Origin of the sequence: Micromonospora sp. RV43 (assembly GCF_001029515.1) — a bacterium.
Classification (GTDB): Bacteria; Actinomycetota; Actinomycetes; order Mycobacteriales; family Micromonosporaceae; genus Micromonospora; species Micromonospora aurantiaca.
In genome coordinates this window covers 1-17806 of sequence record NZ_LEKG01000067.1, presented here as the reverse complement: position 1 = coordinate 17806, position 17806 = coordinate 1, and the positions used below count along the sequence as shown (strand labels likewise).

Here is a 17806-nt window from a genome sequence, read left to right as displayed (position 1 = left end):
GCACGTGGAAAGGATGGGCGAGGATGGGACGCATGGCGCTGTCCTCCCGCTCCGGCCGCTCCTTCCTCGGGCGGACCGTCGGCACCGGCATCCGCGCCACCCGGCTGCTGCTGCGGGGCTCGCTGCACGGCGGGCGCTGGATGACCCGGCGGGCCGGCACCGCCCGGGCCCGCAGCGCCGGCAACGAGGTGGGCATGGTCCGCCTGTTCGACCTGCACGCGCTCTCCTGCGCCGGTGACACGCTCATCGCGATCGGCCTGGCCGGGACGATCTTCTTCGACGTGCCGCTGGGCGAGGCGCGCAACAAGGTGGCCCTCTACCTGCTGGTGACCATGGTCCCGTTCGCCATGCTCGCCCCGGTGGTCGGCCCGCTGCTCGACCACTTCCGCCACGGCCGGCGGTACGCGCTCGCCACCACCATGCTCGGCCGGGCGTTCCTGGCCTGGCTGATCTCCGACTACATCGGCGGCTTCGGGCTCTACCCGGCGGCGTTCGGCGTGCTCGCGCTCTCCCGGGCGTACGGGGTGGCCCGCTCGGCGGCGGTCCCCCGGCTGCTCCCCGAAGGGCTCGGGCTGTCCCAGGTCGGGGCGCGCGCGAGCGTCTACGGCACTGTGGCCGGGGCGCTCGTCGCGCCGATCGGGCTGGCCGCGTTCTGGTTCGGGCCGCAGTGGCCGCTGCGGGTCGCCTCGGTGATCTTCCTGATCGGCATGGTGATCTCGCTCCGGCTGCCGCCGAAGGCCGACTCCGAGCCGCCGGAGCGGATGCCGCACCCGCTGCGCGCGATGCGCCGCCGCGACGGCGAGCGCCCGCTGGGCCGGGGCCGTCCCAGCGGCCGGCTGGTGATCGCCACGCTGATCGGCGCGGCCGCGCTGCGCGGGCTCTACGGCTTCCTGCTGCTGTTCCTGGCCTTCGCGATCAAGGCCGGTGACCTGACCACCGACTTCTTCGGCCGCGACCTCGGCGCCCAGGGCGCACTGGGCCTGGTCGGCGGCGCGCTGGCGGTCGGCACGTTCCTGGCCACCGCGATCGGCACCCGTCTGCGCATCCACCGGCCGACAGCGCTCCAGTCCAGCGGCACGATCGTGGTGGCCGGTGTGGCGGTGCTCGCCGCGCTGAAGTTCTCGCTGCCCATGGTGGCGCTGCTCTGCCTGGTGGCCGCGATGATGAGCGGGATCGCCAAGCTGGCCGTGGATGCCTCGATCCAGGAACGCATCCCGGAGCGGCTGCGCGCCAGCTCGTTCGCGCACTCGGAGACCGCGCTGATGCTGGCGTTCGTGGCCGGGGGCGGGCTCGGGCTGGTGCCGTTCACCGGGCTGATCGGCGTGACGGTCGCCGCCGCGGTGGCCGCGCTGGTGGCCGTCCGCGGAGTGCTGGTCGCGGGCAAGCTGCGCGGTGAGCACCTGGTCGGCCGTCCGCTCGGCGACCAGGAGCTGGCGGCGGAGCAGGCCACCCGGGCCGAGGAACCGGCCGCCACCTCGTTCGACGATCCGGCGCCCACGTCACCGGCGCCCCAGCGTTCCGGCCCGCCGCCGGACGACGACGGGCTGGCGCCGCCCGGCTTCCACATCTACCGGCCGTCCTCATCGGTGGGCGGGCCCGGCGGCGTCGAGGACACCGAGCGCCGCGATCCCCGGGGGCCGGTGGCGTGACCGGTCTGCTCGTGGTCACGGCCGTGCCGGCCGAGGCCGAGGCGATCCGTGCCGGCCTCGCCGCATCGACCGCACCGGCACCGTCGGACGGGACAGTGCCGTCGGACGGGACAGTGCCGTCGGACGGGACAGTGCCGTCGGACGTGACGGTGCTGCCGGTCGGGGTCGGCCCGGCCGTCGCCGGGGCCGCCACGGCGCGGCTGCTGGCGCTGGCCGAGGCGGCCGGGCGGCCGTACCGGGCGGTGGTCAGCGCCGGCATCGCCGGAGGGTTCGTCGGCCGGGTCGCGGTGGGCGGCACTGTGCTCGCCGACCGCAGCGTCGCCGCCGACCTCGGTGCCGAGTCACCGGCCGGGTTCATCCCGGTCGAGGACCTGGGCATGCCTCCAGAGTTGCTGGGCGGCGGCCGGACCGTGCCCGCCGACCCGGGCCTGCTGGCCCGCCTGCGCGCCGCGCTACCGGGGGCCACCGTCGGCACCGTGCTCACTGTCAGCACGGTGACCGGCACCGCCGCGAGCACGGCGGCCCTCGCCGAACGGCACCCGGACGCGGTGGCCGAGGCGATGGAGGGGTACGGCGTGGCGGTAGCCGCCGCCCAGGCCGGTGTGCCCTTCGCCGAGCTGCGCACCGTCTCCAACCCGATCGGACCGCGTGACCGGAGCGCGTGGCGGATGCGGGAGGCGTTCGCCGCGCTCACCGCCGCGGCGGCCGCCCTTCAGTGATCCATCCACCTGTGGACAACCCTGTGGATAAGTCGCCGGGCTGGGGACGGCGGGCTCAGATCGTGATGACGACCTTGGCTCGCGCGTGCTCGGTTTCGAGGTAGCGGACGGCCTCGGGCACCTCGCGCAGCGGATGCGTCCGGTCGACCACAGGCGTGAGCCGGCCCGCCTCGGCGTGCTCGCGCAGCACGTCGAGGTGGGCCCGGCCGGGTGACGTGGCGAGGACGACGACGCGCTGCCTGACGACCGGCGCGAGCAGCCGTCCGCGCGCCAGCAGCCCGATCGGGCCGAGCAGGCTGCCGCCGCGGTAGACGCCGCCGCCGGAGAGCACGAGCGTCCCGGAAGGCGTCAGCGCCCGCCGCAACGCCGTGAGGGAGCGGTTGCCGACCAGGTCGAACACCACGTCGTGGCGGTCCCCCGCGCGGGTGAAGTCGTCGCGGGTGTAGTCGACCACGTGGTCCGCGCCGAGTGAGCGGACCAGCGCGACGTTGCGGGTGCGGCACACGCCGGTCACGGTCGCGCCGAGCGCCTTCGCGAGCTGGATGGCGAGCGTGCCGACGCCGCCCGACGCCCCGTTGATCAGGACGCGGTGACCGGGCCGGACCTGCCCGGCGTCGCGCAGCCCCTGGAGCGCGGTGACGCCTGCCAGCGGCAGGGCCGCCGCCTGCGCCGGGGTCAGGTTCGCCGGCCGCGGCGCGACCAGGTGCTCGGGTACGCGCACGTACTCGGCGAACGCGCCGTCGGCCTCGCCCATGTCGCCGAAGACGGCGTCGCCGGGGCGTACCTGCCGCACCTGGGCGCCGACGGCTTCGACCCGGCCGGCGAAGTCGCGGCCACGGACGCGGGCCCGGGGCCGCCCGAGGCCGAGCGCCAGCCGCGACAGCCGGGGGTCGCCGCGCATGACGTGCCAGTCGTACGCGTTCACCGCGGCGGCCTCGACCCGGACGAGGACGTCACCGGGGCCGGGCTCGGGCGTCTCGACGTCGGCGAGCGTGAGTGTCTCCGGGGGGCCGTACCGGTCCTGGACGATCGCCTTCATGTCCCGCTCCCTCCCAGGTGTACGGCGTACACCGCGATGGGACCAGGCTAGGTGTACGCCGTACACCCGTCAAGACGGTTACTGTGTCAACGGCCACCGGGAGGACTGGGGACGACATGGCTGAGCAGGTGGAGACGGTGCGCCGGGCACCCCTGACCAGGGACCGCGTCCTGCGTGCCGCCGTCGCGCTCGCCGACCAGACCGGGATCGAGTCGCTCAGCATGCGCAACCTCGCGCAGGACCTGGGCGTCGTGCCGATGGCCCTCTACAAGCACGTCGCCAACAAGGACGAACTGCTCGACGGAATGATCGACATCGTCGTCGAGGAGATCGACCCGCCGGCCGCCGGCGACTGGAAGCAGGCGATCCGCCGGCGCGTCCTGTCGGCGCGGCGGATGCTGCTCCGCCACCCCTGGGCGTCGCTGGCGATCGAGTCCCGGACCATGGCTACGCCGGCCGTGCTCGCGTACCTCGACTCGACTGTGGGCGCGCTGCGGGCGGGCGGGTTCTCCACCGACCTGGCCCACCACGTCATGCACGCGCTGGGCAGCCGGGTGCTGGGCTTCAGCCAGGAACTGTTCGACGCCTCCCGGCAGGCCGGCCGGTCCGGCGCGACGGCGCCCGAGGCGCCGGCCGACCTGCCGCCGGAGGTGGCCGCCCGGTTCCCCAACCTCGCGGCCGTCGCCACCGCGGCGTCCCACGACGGCGACTCGGTCGTCGGGCCGGGCTGCGACGACCAGTACGAGTTCGAGTTCGCGCTGGACCTGCTGCTGGACGGCATCGAGCGGCTGCACCGGAACGGCTGGACGTCACACCGGACGGGGTGACGGGTCAGCCGGACGCCGGGGTTACGGTGGGACCGTGGCGCTCTCCCTGGCGATCTCCCCCTGCCCCAACGACACGTTCGTCTTCGACGCCCTCGTGCACGGCCGGGTGCCGGGCGCGCCGGCGGTCGAGGTGACCTACGCGGACGTCGACGTCACGAACACCGCCGCCGAGCGGGGCGCGTTCGACCTGGTGAAGGTCAGCTACGCGGCGCTGCCCTGGCTGCTCGACGACTACCACCTGCTGCCCTGCGGCGGCGCGCTCGGCCGGGGCTGCGGCCCGCTGGTGCTGACCCGTGGCGACCGGACCGACCTGTCCGGGGCGACGGTGGCGGTGCCCGGCGAGCGGACCACCGCGTACCTGCTGTTCCGCCTCTGGGCGGCCGACCAGGCGCCGGCGCGCATCGAGGTGGTGCCGTTCCACGAGATCATGCCGGGCGTGGCCGCCGGCCGGTACGACGCGGGCCTGGTCATCCACGAGGCGCGCTTCACCTACCCGCGGCACGGGCTGACCGCGCTGGTCGACCTGGGCGAGTGGTGGGAGGGCGACACCGGTCTGCCGATCCCGCTCGGCGCGATCCTGGCCCGCCGGGGCGCCGTCGACCCGGTCGAGGCCGCCGCATGGATCCGCGAGTCGGTACGCCAGGCGTGGGCCGACCCGGAGGCCAGCCGCGAGTACGTCCTTGCGCACGCTCAGGAGATGGAGCCCGACGTGGTGGACCGGCACATCGGCCTCTACGTCAACGAGTTCACCGCCGACCTGGGAGAGGCCGGCTTCGCCGCCGTGGAGGCGCTGCTGGGCCGGGCCGCCGACGCCGGGCTCGTCCCTCAGACCTCCAGCTCGCGCGCCACCGCGTGGACCAGCTGAGCGATCTTCTGGGAGGTCTTCCGATCCGGGAAGCGACCCCGGCGCAGGTCCGGCTGGACCTTCGCCTCCAGCACCTTGATCATGTCTTCGACCAGGCCGTGGAGTTCCTCGGCCGGCCGGCGGCGCAGCTCCGCCACGGACGGCGGCGCCTCCAGCAGCTTGACCCCCATCGCCTGGGCGCCCCGCCGGCTGTCGACCACGCTGAAATCGACCCGCTGGCCACCCTTCAGGTCGGCGACACCCGCCGGTAGCGCGCCCTTCGGCAGGAACACGTCGCCACCCTCGTCACTGGTGACGAACCCGTACCCCTTGGCGGCGTCGTACCACTTCACTCGACCCGTCGGCACCTGTTGAACCCCGCTCCACTCGAACCGTCTACCCCTCCAAGGCTAGCCCGATGATCCGGTCCAGCGCCCTCGGGAATTCGACGAGATCATCAAGCACCAGGTACGCCCCGGCCTCGGTCAGTTCGTCGGCCGAGCACGGGCCGGTCGCCACTGCCACGCCCGGGATTCCCGCGGCCCGCGCGGCGGCCATGTCGGCCACGTGGTCGCCCACGTAGAGCGTCGCGCCGTGCTCGCGCAACGCGACCGCCTTCTGCTCGGCGAACACGTCCCCGGCCAGCTCGTCCACCGGTAGCCCGAGGTGGTCCAGGTGCAGCTTCGCCAGCCGGCCCATCTTCGCGGTCACCACCATCGTCCGCCCGCCGCGCGCCTGCACCGCGCGCAGCGCGGCCTCCGCACCCGGCATCGGCACGGTCGGCGTGATCGCGTACGCCGGATACAGCTCCCGGTAGAGCGTCACCGCCTCCTCGACGCGCTCCGGCGGGAACCAGTGCGCCAGCTCGGTACGCAGCGGCGGGCCCAGCCGGGAGACGGCCAGTTCCCCGTCCACGTGCACGCCCGTGCGCGCGGTGAGCGCCCGGAACGCGGCGGCGATCCCGGGCCGGGAGTCGACCAGGGTCATGTCGAGGTCGAAGCCGACCATCAGCGGAGACATGCCGAGAACCTACCCAGCGGGCTAGCGTGGTACGACGATGACCACCTCACTCGCCGACCACCTGCGGGCCCTCCCCGACGAGTCGCTTGCCGCCCTGCTCCAGCTGCGGCCGGACCTCGTCGTGCCGGTGCCGGCCGACGTGTCCGCCCTCGCCCTGCGCGCCCAGTCCCGGGTCTCCGTGGCCCGGGCGCTCGACGGGCTGGACCAGTTCACCCTCCAGATCCTCGACGCCGCCCGGCTCACCCGCGGTCCCGAGGGCGCCACCTCCACCGACCAGATCCTCGCCATGGCCACCGCCGGGCCGCAGCCGCCCGCCCCGACAGCGGTCCGCACCGCCGTCGACCGGCTCCGGGCCCGGTTCCTGCTGTACGGCCCCGAGCACGACCTGTGCGTGGCCGGCGGCATCGACGAGGTGTCCCCGTACCCGGCGGGGCTGGGCCGGCCGGCGGCGGAGCTGGACCCGCGCGCGGCGGCGCTCTGCGCGGACCCGGCGAAACTGCGGCGGACGCTGCTGTCCGCGCCGCCCTCGGCCCGCGCGGTCCTGGACCGGCTCGCCGCCGGGCCGCCGGTCGGGACCGTGGCCCCCGGTGCGCTGGAGGCCCCCGCCACCGGCACCGAGGACGTGCTCCCGCCCGACCTGGTGAACGGCGGCGCGCCGACCGGCTCGCCGATCCGCTGGCTGGTCGAGCACCGGCTCCTGGTCCGGATGTCCGGCGGCCGCAACGGCACCGTCGAGCTGCCCCGCGAGGTGGGGCTGGTGCTGCGCCGCGACGCCGGTCCGCTCGGCCCGCTGCGCACCAGCCCGCCGGTGGTGTCCGGCCCGCCGCGCGAGGTGAAGTCCGTCGACTCGGCCGGCGCCGGGCAGACCATGGAGGTGGTCCGGCACACCGAGGCGATGCTGGAGGCGCTGACCGCCGAACCGGCACCGGTCCTGCGCTCCGGCGGCGTCGGCGTACGCGACCTGCGACGGCTCGCTCGTGGCCTCGGGCTGGACGAGCCGACCACCGCGCTGCTGTTCGAGGTGGCGTACGCGGCCGGGCTGACCGGCGAGATGGAGCTGACCGGCGCGGCCACCACCCGGTACGGCGGCGACCAGCAGATCCTGCCCACCGGCGGATACGAGGTGTGGCGCGCGGTGTCGCTGGCCCAGCGCTGGGAGCAGCTCGCCCGCGCCTGGATGTCGATGCCCCGCCAGGCCGGCCTGATCGGGCAGCGCGACGACCGGGACCGGCCCATCTCGGTGCTCTCCGCCGAGGCGGAACGAGCAGGGGCGCCGGCCGCCCGGCGTGCGGTGCTCGCCGTGCTGGCCGACCTGCCACCCGGCACCGCCCCGACCACCGACGAGGTGCTGGAACTGCTGGACTGGCGCGCGCCGCGGCGGGCCCGGGGGCGGGAGACGGCGCACCGGGAGGTGCTCGCCGAGGCCGCCACGCTGGGCGTGACCGGGCTCAATGCGCTCACCTCGTACGGGCGGCTGCTGCTCGCCGAGCTGACCGAGGCCGACGAGCGCGGTGACGACCCGCTCGGGCTGCGCTCCGACGCCGAGTCGGGCGACGCGTCGACGACGGTACGGGCGCTGGACGGGCTGCTGCCCGCCCCGGTCGACCACGTGCTGGTGCAGGCCGACCTGACAGTGGTGGTGCCCGGCCCGCCCGACCCGGCGCTCGCCGCCGAACTGGACGTGGTGGCCGAGCACGAGTCGGCGGGCGGAGCCAGCGTGCACCGGGTCACCACGGCGAGCATCAGGCGGGCGCTCGACGCCGGCTACACCGCCGACGACCTGCACGCGCTGTTCCGCCGCCGCTCGCGTACCCCGGTGCCGCAGGGCCTGACCTATCTGGTCGACGACGCGGCCCGCAAGCACGGCGGGCTGCGCGTCGGGTCGGCCGGCGCGTACGTGCGCAGCGACGACGAGACGCTGCTCAGCGAGGTGCAGGCGGACCGGCGACTGGAGCCGCTGGCGTTCCGCCGGCTCGCGCCCACGGTGCTGGTCACCCCGTACCAGGTCAACCGGATGCTCACCGCGCTGCGCGAGGCCGGGTACGCCCCGGTGCCGGAGGACGCCAGCGGAGCGACTGTGCTGGCGCGGCCGAAGACCCGGCGGGCGCCGGCGCGTACCGCGATCGGCCGTGCGGTCGACCCGCTCGCCACGCCGAAGCTGCCGATGCCCCGCCTGCTCGGCGTGGTGGAGCAGATCCGCCGGGGCGAGGCGGCGGCCCGGGCGGCGCGGCGGGCCCCGGCGGTGGTCCGCGGCGCCCCGGCGGCCGGCGGTCCTGCGCCCGTGTCCGGGCACGGCGACGCGCTGGCGGTGCTCCAGCAGGCGGTACGGGACAAGGCGCTGGTCTGGGTCGGCTATGTCGACGCGCACGGGGCGACCGCGTCCCGGCTGGTCCGGCCGGTGTCGATCGGCGCCGGCTACCTGCGCGCCGAGGACGACCGGACGGAGATGCTGCACACGTTCGCGCTGCACCGGATCACTGCGGCGGTGCTGGAGGAGTGAGCTACTCCCCGTTGCGGCGCAGCGTGCCGATCACCGACACGGCCAGCAGCAACGCGAACGCGGCACCGGCCGACTCGCCCACCGAGTCGACGAAGCCCTGCTGCTGCACCAGCAGCCCGAACAGGAACCAGCCGAACCCCCCCGCCGCGGCGGCCGCGTAGGCGAGCACGACCGCCGTGGGCACCTCCTGCTGCCGCGTCCGTTCGTCCTCGGGAAGCACGTCCTGGTCAACGGTCATGGCAGTCCCTCCCCGTCCCGGCATGGACCCGGCTTCCAGGGTTACACCAACCGGACCGCGCGGACAGGGGTTAAAACCCTGATCCGGGCGGTCCGGTCACGGGTGGGACGGGTTTCGGGGCTCAGGTGCCGGGGCGGCGGCCGATCACGACCACGCGGGTGCCGACCGAGCCCAACTCCCACAGGCGTACCGCGTCACGGTGCAGCAGGTTGACGCAGCCGTGCGAGCCGATCGCGCCGTTGTGCAGGTAGGTGGTGGTCTCGTGGAAGCCGATCCCGCCGTTGAACTGCTGCCAGTACGGCAGCCACACCTCGTACGGGTTGGACCACTCGCGCGGGTCCTTCCGGCCCACCGAGTACGTGCCGGCCGGGGTGGCGTAGCCGGACATGCCGGTGCGGGTGACTGTCGGGCCCATCACCACAGTGCCGCCGCGCATCGCCCAGACCGTCTGCCGGGTCAGGTCGACGCAGAAGGTGAGCCGGGAACCGGCCCTGCACCGCGCGGTGTCGGTGGCGGCGAGCCGCTTCGCCACGTCGTACGTGGTGGGACCGGCGCGACCGGAGGACGGGCTGATCCCGTACCGGATCTGGAACTTCTTGATCGCCGCGCAGTCGGCGGCGGACTGCTCGCCGTCCACGGTCAGCGTCCCGAAGCCGCCCAGCCTGGTCAGGTACGTCTCCACGGCCCGCTGGTGCTCCCCCTGCGGGCACCCGGCGGACGCGCTCGGCTTCGGCTTGGGCTTCGTCGTCTTCGTCGCCTCCGGCGACCGGGAGGGTTTCGGCGAGGCCGTCCGGCTCGGCTGCGCCGACGGGGACGTGACCGGCTGATCCGGCGTGGGCGACGCGCTCGCCCCCGATGCTCCCTCCGTCAGCCCGACCGGGCCAGGGGTGCTCCCCCCGGCGCCTTCCGCCTGCGGATCGAGCGCACAGGCGCCGACACCGACCAGCACGACCACCGCCAGGGCGGTGACCCGGGCGAGAAACCGGACACGCTGCATGGGCCCTCCCTGGACAGTTGTCCCGCTTGCTAGACGTGTGGGACGAGTATGACGTTGCCTGTCCAGCGAGACTTTTTTGCGGCGCCCTCCGGCGTGCAACACTGGATGGTCGGCCTGCGGCAGGTCAGCCGGGGTGCGGACGGGATGCCGGGCGACCGGGTTCCGGGCGACGAGTTTCCGGGCAGCGGGTTCCGGGCGATGCGAGAGGACGCTGGCGTGAGCGGTGGACCACTGATCGTGCAGTCGGACAAGACGCTGCTGCTGGAGGTGGATCACCCCGACGCGCAGGCGTGCCGGATGGCGATCGCGCCGTTCGCCGAGCTGGAACGCTCCCCCGAGCACGTGCACACCTACCGGCTCACGCCGCTTGGCCTGTGGAACGCCCGGGCCGCCGGCCACGACGCCGAGGGCGTGGTCGACTCGCTGATCAAGTATTCGCGCTACCCGGTGCCGCACGGACTGCTCGTCGACGTGGCCGAGACGATGGACCGGTACGGCCGGCTCCAGCTCGCCAACGACCCGGTGCACGGCCTGGTGCTGCGCGCGCTCGACCGGGTGGTGCTGATCGAGGTCGCCAAGAGCAAGAAGCTCGCCGGCATGCTCGGCGCGAAGCTCGACGACGACACCGTCGCGGTGCACCCGTCCGAGCGGGGGCGGCTCAAGCAGGCGCTGCTCAAGCTGGGCTGGCCGGCCGAGGACCTGGCCGGGTACGTGGACGGCGAGGCGCACCCGATCGAGCTGGCCGAGTCCGGCTCCGACGGCGGCAAGCCGTGGACGCTGCGGTCGTACCAGCGGGAGGCGGTCGAAGCGTTCTGGGCCGGCGGGTCCGGCGTGGTGGTGCTGCCCTGCGGCGCCGGCAAGACGCTCGTCGGCGCGGCGGCGATGGCCGAGGCGAAGGCGACCACGCTGATCCTGGTCACCAACACGGTGGCGGGACGGCAGTGGAAGCGGGAGCTGATCGCCCGCACGTCGCTGACCGAGGAGGAGATCGGCGAGTACTCGGGCGAGCGCAAGGAGATCCGCCCGGTCACCATCGCCACGTACCAGGTGCTCACCTCACGGCGCGGCGGCGCGTTCACCCACCTGGACCTGTTCGGCGCCCGCGACTGGGGCCTGGTCGTCTACGACGAGGTGCACCTGCTGCCCGCGCCGATCTTCCGCTTCACGGCGGACCTCCAGGCCCGTCGCCGGCTCGGCCTCACCGCGACTCTGGTACGCGAGGACGGCCGCGAGGGCGACGTGTTCAGCCTGATCGGCCCGAAGCGGTACGACGCGCCGTGGAAGGACATCGAGCAGCAGGGCTGGATCGCCCCGGCCGAGTGCACCGAGGTACGGGTGACGCTCACCGACGCCGAGCGGCTGGCGTACGCGACGGCGGAGGCCGAGGAGCGCTACCGGATGGCGGCGACCGCCCGCACGAAGCTGCCCGTGGTGCGGGCCCTGGTGGACCGGCACCCGTCCGAGCAGGTCCTCGTCATCGGCGGGTTCCTCGACCAGCTGCACCAGCTCGGCGAATACCTGGACGCCCCGATCGTGCAGGGCTCCACCACGAACAAGGAGCGCGAGCGGCTGTTCGACGCGTTCCGCTCCGGCGAGATCCGCACCCTGGTGATCTCCAAGGTCGGGAACTTCTCCATCGACCTGCCGGAGGCGGCGGTGGCGATCCAGGTGTCAGGCACGTTCGGCTCCCGGCAGGAGGAGGCGCAACGGCTGGGCCGGGTGCTGCGCCCGAAGGCCGACGGACGGCAGGCGCACTTCTACACGGTGGTCTCCCGGGACACCATCGACACCGAGTACGCCGCGCACCGGCAGCGGTTCCTGGCCGAGCAGGGGTACGCGTACACCATCGTGGACGCCGACGACGTGCTCGGGCCGTCGCTGCCCACAGTCGACTGAGCGACCGGTGGGCCGCCCCTTCCGGGCGGCCCACCGTCACGACCGGGTCAGGAGTAGTTGACCAGGAAGTAGTAGCTCGTCGTGTCGGTCCACACCCCGTCGGCGGTCCGGCCGCGCACCCGCATGGTGTACGAGCCGGCCGAGGTCGGGGTGAAGGTCGCCGTGGCGACTCCGGCGGCGTTCGCGGCCACTGTCACCGGCTGCCCGCCGTCGACTGCGTACTCGAACTCGGTCACACCCGGGCTGCCCTGCGTGAAGGTGAACTCACCGGCCACCCCCACACCGCCGGACCACTGACCGGCCGGGTAGGTGCCCGACGCGACGAGCGGCGCCGTGCCGACCAGGAACGGGTAGTCGGTCTGCGGCGTCTGGTCGCCCGAGGCGGTACGGCCCCGCACCGAGATGAGGTTCGCGCCGTTGCGGTCCATCGTCACGGTGATGTCCGTGACGAACGCATCAGACTTCTTCGGCACGCTCTGCCAGGCGCCGCCGTTGAGCTGGTACTCGAAGGTCGTCACCTCGCTGATCTCGGTGTACACCCCGAACGTGCCGACCGACCCGACCCCGCCACGCGGGCTGTACTCGTCGTACGCGCTGCTGACGTTGACCCGCGGCTCACGGACCCGGAAGTAGTACCGGCGCTCCGGGCTGACCGTGCCGTCGGCCGTCCGGCTGGTGACCGTCAGCAGCGTGTAGCCGGAGTGCGTCGGCGTGATCTCGATGGTCGCCCGGCCGTCCGCGCCGGCGGCAACCACCTGCTCCTCGCCGCTGTACTCCAGGACGTAGCGGTACTCCGTCACGCCGGGACGGCCGGGGTTGAAGGTGAACCGGCCGGTCTGGCCGGGCTGACCCGCCGAGTCGTTCTCCGGGTAGTCGCTCGACGTCACCACAGGCGCGTCGCTGACCTCGAAGGTGTACGTCCGCGTCGGCGAGAAGGAGCCGTCCAGGAACCGGGTACGCACCGTCAGCGTGTTGCTGCCGGAGCGGTCCGGCGTGAGCATCACCCGGGTCCAGGTGGAATCCGTGTCCACGACCTGCTCGGGCCCGTCGTTGAGGCGGTAGACGTAGGCGTCGACGTCGGGCATCACGGTGTCGAACTGGAACTCACCCGGCATGCCGACACCGCCCCAGGCGCCGTACTCGTAGTAGGTGCTGGAGTAGACGGACGGCTTGGTGTCGATGACGTTGAACTGGTGCTCCTGCGTCTCCGAGACCGTGCCGTCGGCGCTGACGCTCCGCACGGTCAGCGCGTACCAGCCCGGCTCGGTGGGCGTCCAGTGCAGCACCGCGGTGCCGTCCGCGGCCGCGTCGATGCGCCGCAGATTGCCGTCACCGAACGAGTACTCGTACGCCACGACAGCGGTCCGGCCGGGCCGGAACGTGAAGCTGCCGGGACGGTCCACCACGCCGTCGTGCTCGGGGAAGGAGAAGTCGGCCGACTCCACGGTCGGCAGGTCGCGGACCGACACGTTCTCGGTGTACCCGCCGACGAACTCGCTGCCGACGTAGCTGCGTACCTCGACCTTGACGAGGCCCGCCTCGGCGAACGTCACCGGGATCTCGGTCGGGCCGTCGGGGTTCACCGGCACCCTGGTCTCACCGCCGGCACCGATCCGGTAGCCGAACTCGGTGACCCCCTCCACATTCGTCGACACGGCCAGCTTGCTGGGCAGCCCGATGCCGGCCATCGTCACCTGCACCTCCGGCGCGGTCGACTTCACCCAGAACTCGTAGCGGACCGTCTCGGACGAGTTCGACGCGCTGTCCACACTGCGCACGCTCAGCGAGTCGGAGAACGAGGTCGGGGTGTATTCGAGGGTCACGTCCGCACCGGGCGCGGGCGCGGGGATGTAGTTGTACGCGTCGCCGAAGCGCCCCCAGTAGTAGCCGACCACGTCCGGCGAGCCGTTGGCCTTGAACGTGAACGTCCCCGGCACTCCCGCCCCGCCGTGCGGCAGGCCGTCGTTCGGGTACTTCTCCGAGGTCACCACGGGGGCGGCGGGTCGCTGCGCGTCCACCTTGACGTAGCACGGCTCGGCCCACGGCGAGAAGTCGTGATCGTCGTAGGCGCGGGCGGTCCAGGCCACCACGGTCCCGTGCGGGTACTGCGACATGTCCCAGTCGAGCTTCGAGAGGGCGCCGCCGTAGCTGTAGCCGAACTGCTCGGCGCGCTGGTCCTCGTGGCCGACCGGCCATGCCGCGAACTGCCCCCGGTAGTTGGCGTCGTTGCTGTCCGCGTCCGCGCCCTTGACCATCAGGCCGTGGTTGCGCGGCCCCACCGGCTGCGGCTCGGTATTGTTCCCGCAGGCCCAGGCCGGGAAGTCGATCCCGATCTGCCCGACCGTCGGCGCGTGGTTCGCCTCGCTGTTGATCACCGGGAACGGGCGGAGCTTACGGCCGTGGGAGAGCTTGCCCTCGGAGCCGTGCGGCACCCGGATCTCGACGGTGAGCGTCTGCTTGCCCTGATCCGCGAGCTTCTGGAGGGCGGGCATGACGTCCCACGCCAGATAGCCGGGGCAGGCCGCCTCCCCGCCGGCCTGCACCGTGCCGAGCAGCTCGCGACGACGCGGGCTCGACGCCCAGCTCGTGGTCGCGGTGATCGGGTCGGTACGCCACAGCTCGACCGGCTGGGCGGTCGCGCAGTCCGCCGCGGAGCGCTCCGCGACGACCAGGTCCGCCTTGTGGACGACGGTCCCGCGGAAACGCGAGATGTCGAAGGTGAAGTAGGACCGGGACTTGTGCTTCGTGCCGGTCGCGTCCGTCCAGGCGCCGACCGGCGCGTCCCCGTCCGTGTTGACGAACGACTTCCTCGGCTGTTGCGAATCCGTGTAGGCCCAGCCGGACTTGCCGGTGGTCCGGTGCTCGTAGGCCTGCGCCGGAGCGGTGTCGACACTGACCAGGCCGGCACCGAGCACAATGCCCAGTGACGCGGCGAGCATTCTTCGTGCGCGCACGACGATGCCCCTCCCCCCGTTGGACAACGGCGTGCATCGCCGTCGAGTCGCATGAGGGTATCGAGAAGGGACGACATCTGAGTACGCCGATTCGGGTGGGCTCCGGTCGACCGGGCGGACCGCGTCGTCACGGCCCGCCCGATCTCGCGGTCAGCCTCGTCCGCCGGCGCGGAACGCGACCCAGGCGTCGCTCATCCGGTCGGCCTGGCCCGGGGTGAACATGTTCATGCAGGAATCCTGCGTGTAGTCCATGAAGTTGTGGATCGGGTCGAGGCCCGGCGCGGTGCAGGTGTCCGCCCCGATCGGGCAGTTGAACTGCGGCGCCGCCTCACGCGGCGTGTCGGCCACGAAGTCGCCGGACGCGGAGCAGCCGTGCGCGAACGTGTGCTCCAGCATCAGCCAGTGCCCGACCTCGTGCGTGAGCGTGTCACCGAGCGCGTACTTGCCGGCCGTGCCGCCCGGCATCGACTCGTCGAGCATCACCACGCCGTCGATGTAGTCACGGCCGTTGTTGTAGCCCTTCGGGAAGTACGCCCAGCCGAGCAGCCCGTCACCGATGTTCGCCGCGTAGACGTTCAGCGTGCGGGAGTCGCCGGTGTAGAGCGCCTTCTTCATGTCCCGCTCGCTCTTGCCCGGCACCACCGTGTACCAGGAGCTGTTGACGGTCCACGTGGTGTCCACGAGCGAAAAGCGGAACGGCGTGTCCGACGCGTCGGCCGCGGTACGACCCGCGAACGAGTCGTTCAGCACAGTCATCTGCGCCGAGATGAGCGTGTTCCAGCGGGCCTTCTCGGCCGCGCTCAGCTCGTGGTCCGAGATCATGTGGAAGATCGTCGGCACTGTGACGCTGCCGTTCGCCAGGCGCGGCGAGTCCTTGATGACGCCGTACGCCTTGGCCTCGTTCGTCGAGTAGAGCGCGGGCTCCTTGACGGTGGCGCCCTCGCGTACCCGGGCGGCACTGTGGTGGTCGGCGCCGGGCTCGCACTCAGCGGCGGGCGAGGCGGTCACGGGTGCGGCCGTGGCCGCGACGGGGGCTCCGCCGGCGGTCAGGAAGGTGGCGGCGGCAGCTACGAGCACTGCCAGGTGGATCGTCGGTTTCCTGTGCATCGTTGCACCTTTCGAGAGGCATGAAAGGAGTACCGACGCGGGGTTGTCAAAGCTGCGGATCGATGACGTCGTCGTCCCGCCATAAGACCACGTCAATGGGCATCCGCAACAGTCCCCGGCGAGTCCGCCGCCTTGGGACAGGTCAGGCGGCGCTGAGCTTCCGCAGCACGTACTGGTTGAGGCTCATGCCCTCCTCGGCGGCATGAATGGCCAGCTCGCGGTGCAGGCTCTCGCCGACCCGAAGGTTGAACTTGCCCGAGTAAGTGCGCTCCGACAGCGGCTCGGGGATCTGCTCGCCCTGTTCCGCCATGTCGGCGATCACCTCACGCAGCATCTCTTGGAGCCCTTGCAGCGCCTCGATCTGCGAGGTCGCGAGCCACGACAGAGACGGAAACTCCGCGCAGGTGGCGACGAACTCCTGATCGTCGGCGGACCACGTGACGCGGTAGGTGTAGTGCGAGATTTCGGGACGGAACTCGGACATCACATGGCCTCCTTCTTGTCGATCGCCTTGAGCACCTGACGTACCTGATAAGCCTTGGCCTTGCCCTTGTCGTCCTGGATGTTGACGCGCGGGTCGCCAGCCCAGGGCATCTTGAACACCGCATGGGATGTCCCAGACTGCCTGGGCTTGCCGAAGTAGTGCTCACAGACCCGGTAAAGATCGTTGTACGCCACGTTCTGCTGGGTCTTCCGCATCGCTTCGACGATCCTGGCTATGGAGGGCACCAACACATGGTACCGCAAGCAGTACCACTGGCGCGGGACGCGACGGCACTACTCGGCCGACGTCATGACGCCGGCGATGGCGCGCGCCACGCACTCGTAGTCGCGTACCAGCGGCCCGACCAGCGCACGGTCCGGCTCGAACGCGGCGACCAGTCCGCGTACCAGATCCTGGATGCGCTGGTCCGTGTTGAGCCGCCGCCCCCGGTGCCGGCGCGCGACGCTGCGCCAGCGGCGCACACCGACGTCGGCGAGCCGTTCCTGGTGCTCGGGCGCGGGCACCGGGCAGCCGTTCGCCCACAGGTCGGCGAGTGCCCGCACGATCGCCGCCCGGGTCGGGTCAGGCACGGAGGTAGCGGGCGCGGCGGCCGAAGTCGCGGAAGCCGAGCCGCCGGTACAGCCCGGCGGCCGGGTTGTCGTCGTTGACGCAGAGCCACGCGGCCTCCGCGCCCGCGTCGGCGAGGCCGCGCAGCACGCGCGCCACGAGGTACGCCCCGACCCGCCGCCCGCGCCACCCGGGCACCACGCCGACCTGGTCGATCCAGTCGTCGAGCACTGTGACGAAGCCGGCCGCCTCACCGTCCGGGCCGCGCGCGAGCAGCGTCAACTCCGGGCGGAAGTCCTCGTCGTCACGCAGGTCGCCCAGCCACTCGCCGGCTTCGGGCTCGACGAATCCGGGCCGGTCGGCGAACGACGCGCGGTAGGTGGCGAACAGCTCCGGCCCCAGCATGGCCTGCTCCACAGTCACGCCGTCCGGCGCCGTGACCTCGGGCAGCGCGTCGAGGTCGTGCCGCAGCACCCATTCCAGGAACGTCCGCGTGTAGCCGCGCGCCGCGAACAACTCCTCCGCGGCGGCGTTCCACGTCTCCGTGGTGACCAGCAGGCCCGCGTCGCCCGCCTGCCCCTCCGCCCAGTCCAGCAGCGCGCCGCCGAGCCCGCGCCCGCGCCACGCCGGGTGCACCAGGCCGGTGGCGGTGGCCGGCGTCCGCGCCGTGCCGACTCCGACGGCCGCGACCAGGTCGTCGCCCGACCACGCGCCGTGGGTACGCGTCTGCAGCAGCCGCGCCCGCGCCAACGGGGTACGCCCGAACAGCGGCAACCCGCCGTCAGTGGCGAGGCACGCCTGCGCCAGCCCGGTCAACGCGGGCAGGTCGTCCTCGCCGAACTCCCGCCAGACCAGCCCGGATTCGTCGAGCCCGAAGCCGGCGAGTGGCTGGGCGACCTGCGTGACGACGAGGACTTCCGCCCGGAGTTGACGCTGCTCGCGCGCGGCCCGGACGGTGAGGCGGC

General features: G+C 73.0%; 17 protein-coding genes. 6 read left to right on the top strand and 11 right to left on the bottom strand.

Annotated features, from left to right (window positions below; translation table 11 throughout):
• Positions 1–32 precede the first annotated feature (32 nt).
• Both ABD52_RS17690 and ABD52_RS17685 read left to right on the top strand, forming a co-directional pair.
• Positions 33–1649: an MFS transporter gene (locus tag ABD52_RS17690; protein WP_047892540.1), complete on the top strand. Its 1617-nt coding sequence runs from the start codon at positions 33–35 to the stop codon at positions 1647–1649.
• Positions 1646–2368 carry a futalosine hydrolase gene (locus tag ABD52_RS17685; protein WP_047892539.1) on the top strand — a complete coding sequence of 241 codons (723 nt, stop codon included), beginning with the start codon at positions 1646–1648 and terminating at the stop codon, positions 2366–2368. The genes ABD52_RS17690 and ABD52_RS17685 overlap by 4 nt, the downstream gene beginning before the upstream one ends.
• Positions 2369–2423: 55 nt before the next feature.
• Here ABD52_RS17685 and ABD52_RS17680 read toward each other — a convergent pair whose 3' ends face one another.
• Positions 2424–3407, bottom strand: a complete 984-nt coding sequence (locus ABD52_RS17680; protein ID WP_047892538.1) for an NAD(P)-dependent alcohol dehydrogenase — start codon at positions 3405–3407, stop codon at positions 2424–2426.
• 116 nt (positions 3408–3523) lie between these two features.
• Here ABD52_RS17680 and ABD52_RS17675 point away from each other — a divergent pair, with 116 nt between their 5' ends.
• A complete protein-coding gene (locus ABD52_RS17675) occupies positions 3524–4234 on the top strand; it encodes a TetR/AcrR family transcriptional regulator (RefSeq protein ID WP_047892537.1) in 711 nt (236 codons plus the stop codon).
• Between the two features lie 34 nt (positions 4235–4268).
• The gene (locus ABD52_RS17670; RefSeq protein ID WP_013473740.1) at positions 4269–5099 is read left to right on the top strand and encodes a 1,4-dihydroxy-6-naphthoate synthase; all 831 of its coding nucleotides are present in this window, start codon (positions 4269–4271) and stop codon (positions 5097–5099) included.
• On the opposite strand, the gene ABD52_RS17665 is transcribed toward ABD52_RS17670, so the two are convergent.
• Both ABD52_RS17665 and ABD52_RS17660 read right to left on the bottom strand, forming a co-directional pair.
• Complete coding sequence (locus ABD52_RS17665) at positions 5060–5446, bottom strand: cold-shock protein (RefSeq protein WP_030503574.1); 387 nt, start codon at positions 5444–5446, stop codon at positions 5060–5062. The genes ABD52_RS17670 and ABD52_RS17665 overlap by 40 nt on opposite strands.
• A gap of 28 nt (positions 5447–5474) precedes the next feature.
• The gene (locus ABD52_RS17660; protein ID WP_013283704.1) at positions 5475–6098 is read right to left on the bottom strand and encodes an HAD family hydrolase; all 624 of its coding nucleotides are present in this window, start codon (positions 6096–6098) and stop codon (positions 5475–5477) included.
• 37 nt (positions 6099–6135) lie between these two features.
• Between ABD52_RS17660 and ABD52_RS17655 the strand changes: the two genes are divergently transcribed.
• Positions 6136–8598 (top strand): helicase-associated domain-containing protein, encoded by a 2463-nt coding sequence (locus ABD52_RS17655; RefSeq protein ID WP_047892536.1) that lies wholly within the window; start codon positions 6136–6138, stop codon positions 8596–8598.
• A 1-nt stretch (position 8599) separates the two neighbouring features.
• Here ABD52_RS17655 and ABD52_RS17650 read toward each other — a convergent pair whose 3' ends face one another.
• Both ABD52_RS17650 and ABD52_RS17645 read right to left on the bottom strand, forming a co-directional pair.
• A complete protein-coding gene (locus tag ABD52_RS17650; protein ID WP_047892535.1) occupies positions 8600–8836 on the bottom strand; it encodes a hypothetical protein in 237 nt (78 codons plus the stop codon).
• Between the two features lie 121 nt (positions 8837–8957).
• Entirely contained in the window at positions 8958–9833 is an 876-nt protein-coding gene (locus tag ABD52_RS17645; RefSeq protein ID WP_047892534.1) for a L,D-transpeptidase family protein, read from the bottom strand.
• 216 nt (positions 9834–10049) lie between these two features.
• Between ABD52_RS17645 and ABD52_RS17640 the strand changes: the two genes are divergently transcribed.
• Positions 10050–11729: a DNA repair helicase XPB gene (locus ABD52_RS17640; protein ID WP_047892553.1), complete on the top strand. Its 1680-nt coding sequence runs from the start codon at positions 10050–10052 to the stop codon at positions 11727–11729.
• Between the two features lie 47 nt (positions 11730–11776).
• Here ABD52_RS17640 and ABD52_RS17635 read toward each other — a convergent pair whose 3' ends face one another.
• The 6 genes from ABD52_RS17635 to ABD52_RS17610 all read right to left on the bottom strand — a co-directional run bounded on the left by ABD52_RS17635 (position 11777) and on the right by ABD52_RS17610 (position 17657).
• Positions 11777–14683 (bottom strand): hypothetical protein, encoded by a 2907-nt coding sequence (locus ABD52_RS17635; protein ID WP_047892533.1) that lies wholly within the window; start codon positions 14681–14683, stop codon positions 11777–11779.
• A 150-nt stretch (positions 14684–14833) separates the two neighbouring features.
• Positions 14834–15790: a zinc metalloprotease gene (locus ABD52_RS17630; protein WP_047892532.1), complete on the bottom strand. Its 957-nt coding sequence runs from the start codon at positions 15788–15790 to the stop codon at positions 14834–14836.
• 142 nt (positions 15791–15932) lie between these two features.
• Positions 15933–16274, bottom strand: a complete 342-nt coding sequence (locus ABD52_RS17625) for a type II toxin-antitoxin system HicB family antitoxin (RefSeq protein WP_047892552.1) — start codon at positions 16272–16274, stop codon at positions 15933–15935.
• On the bottom strand, positions 16274–16519 hold the full coding sequence (locus tag ABD52_RS17620) for a toxin HicA (RefSeq protein WP_235437489.1): 246 nt from the start codon (positions 16517–16519) through the stop codon (positions 16274–16276). The genes ABD52_RS17625 and ABD52_RS17620 overlap by 1 nt, the downstream gene beginning before the upstream one ends.
• Positions 16520–16567: 48 nt before the next feature.
• The gene (locus tag ABD52_RS17615) at positions 16568–16864 is read right to left on the bottom strand and encodes a hypothetical protein (RefSeq protein ID WP_047892531.1); all 297 of its coding nucleotides are present in this window, start codon (positions 16862–16864) and stop codon (positions 16568–16570) included.
• Positions 16857–17657, bottom strand: coding sequence for a GNAT family N-acetyltransferase (locus ABD52_RS17610; RefSeq protein ID WP_235437490.1), 801 nt, complete (start codon positions 17655–17657; stop codon positions 16857–16859). Before ABD52_RS17610 ends, ABD52_RS17615 begins: the two co-directional genes overlap by 8 nt.
• Positions 17658–17806 lie beyond the last annotated feature (149 nt).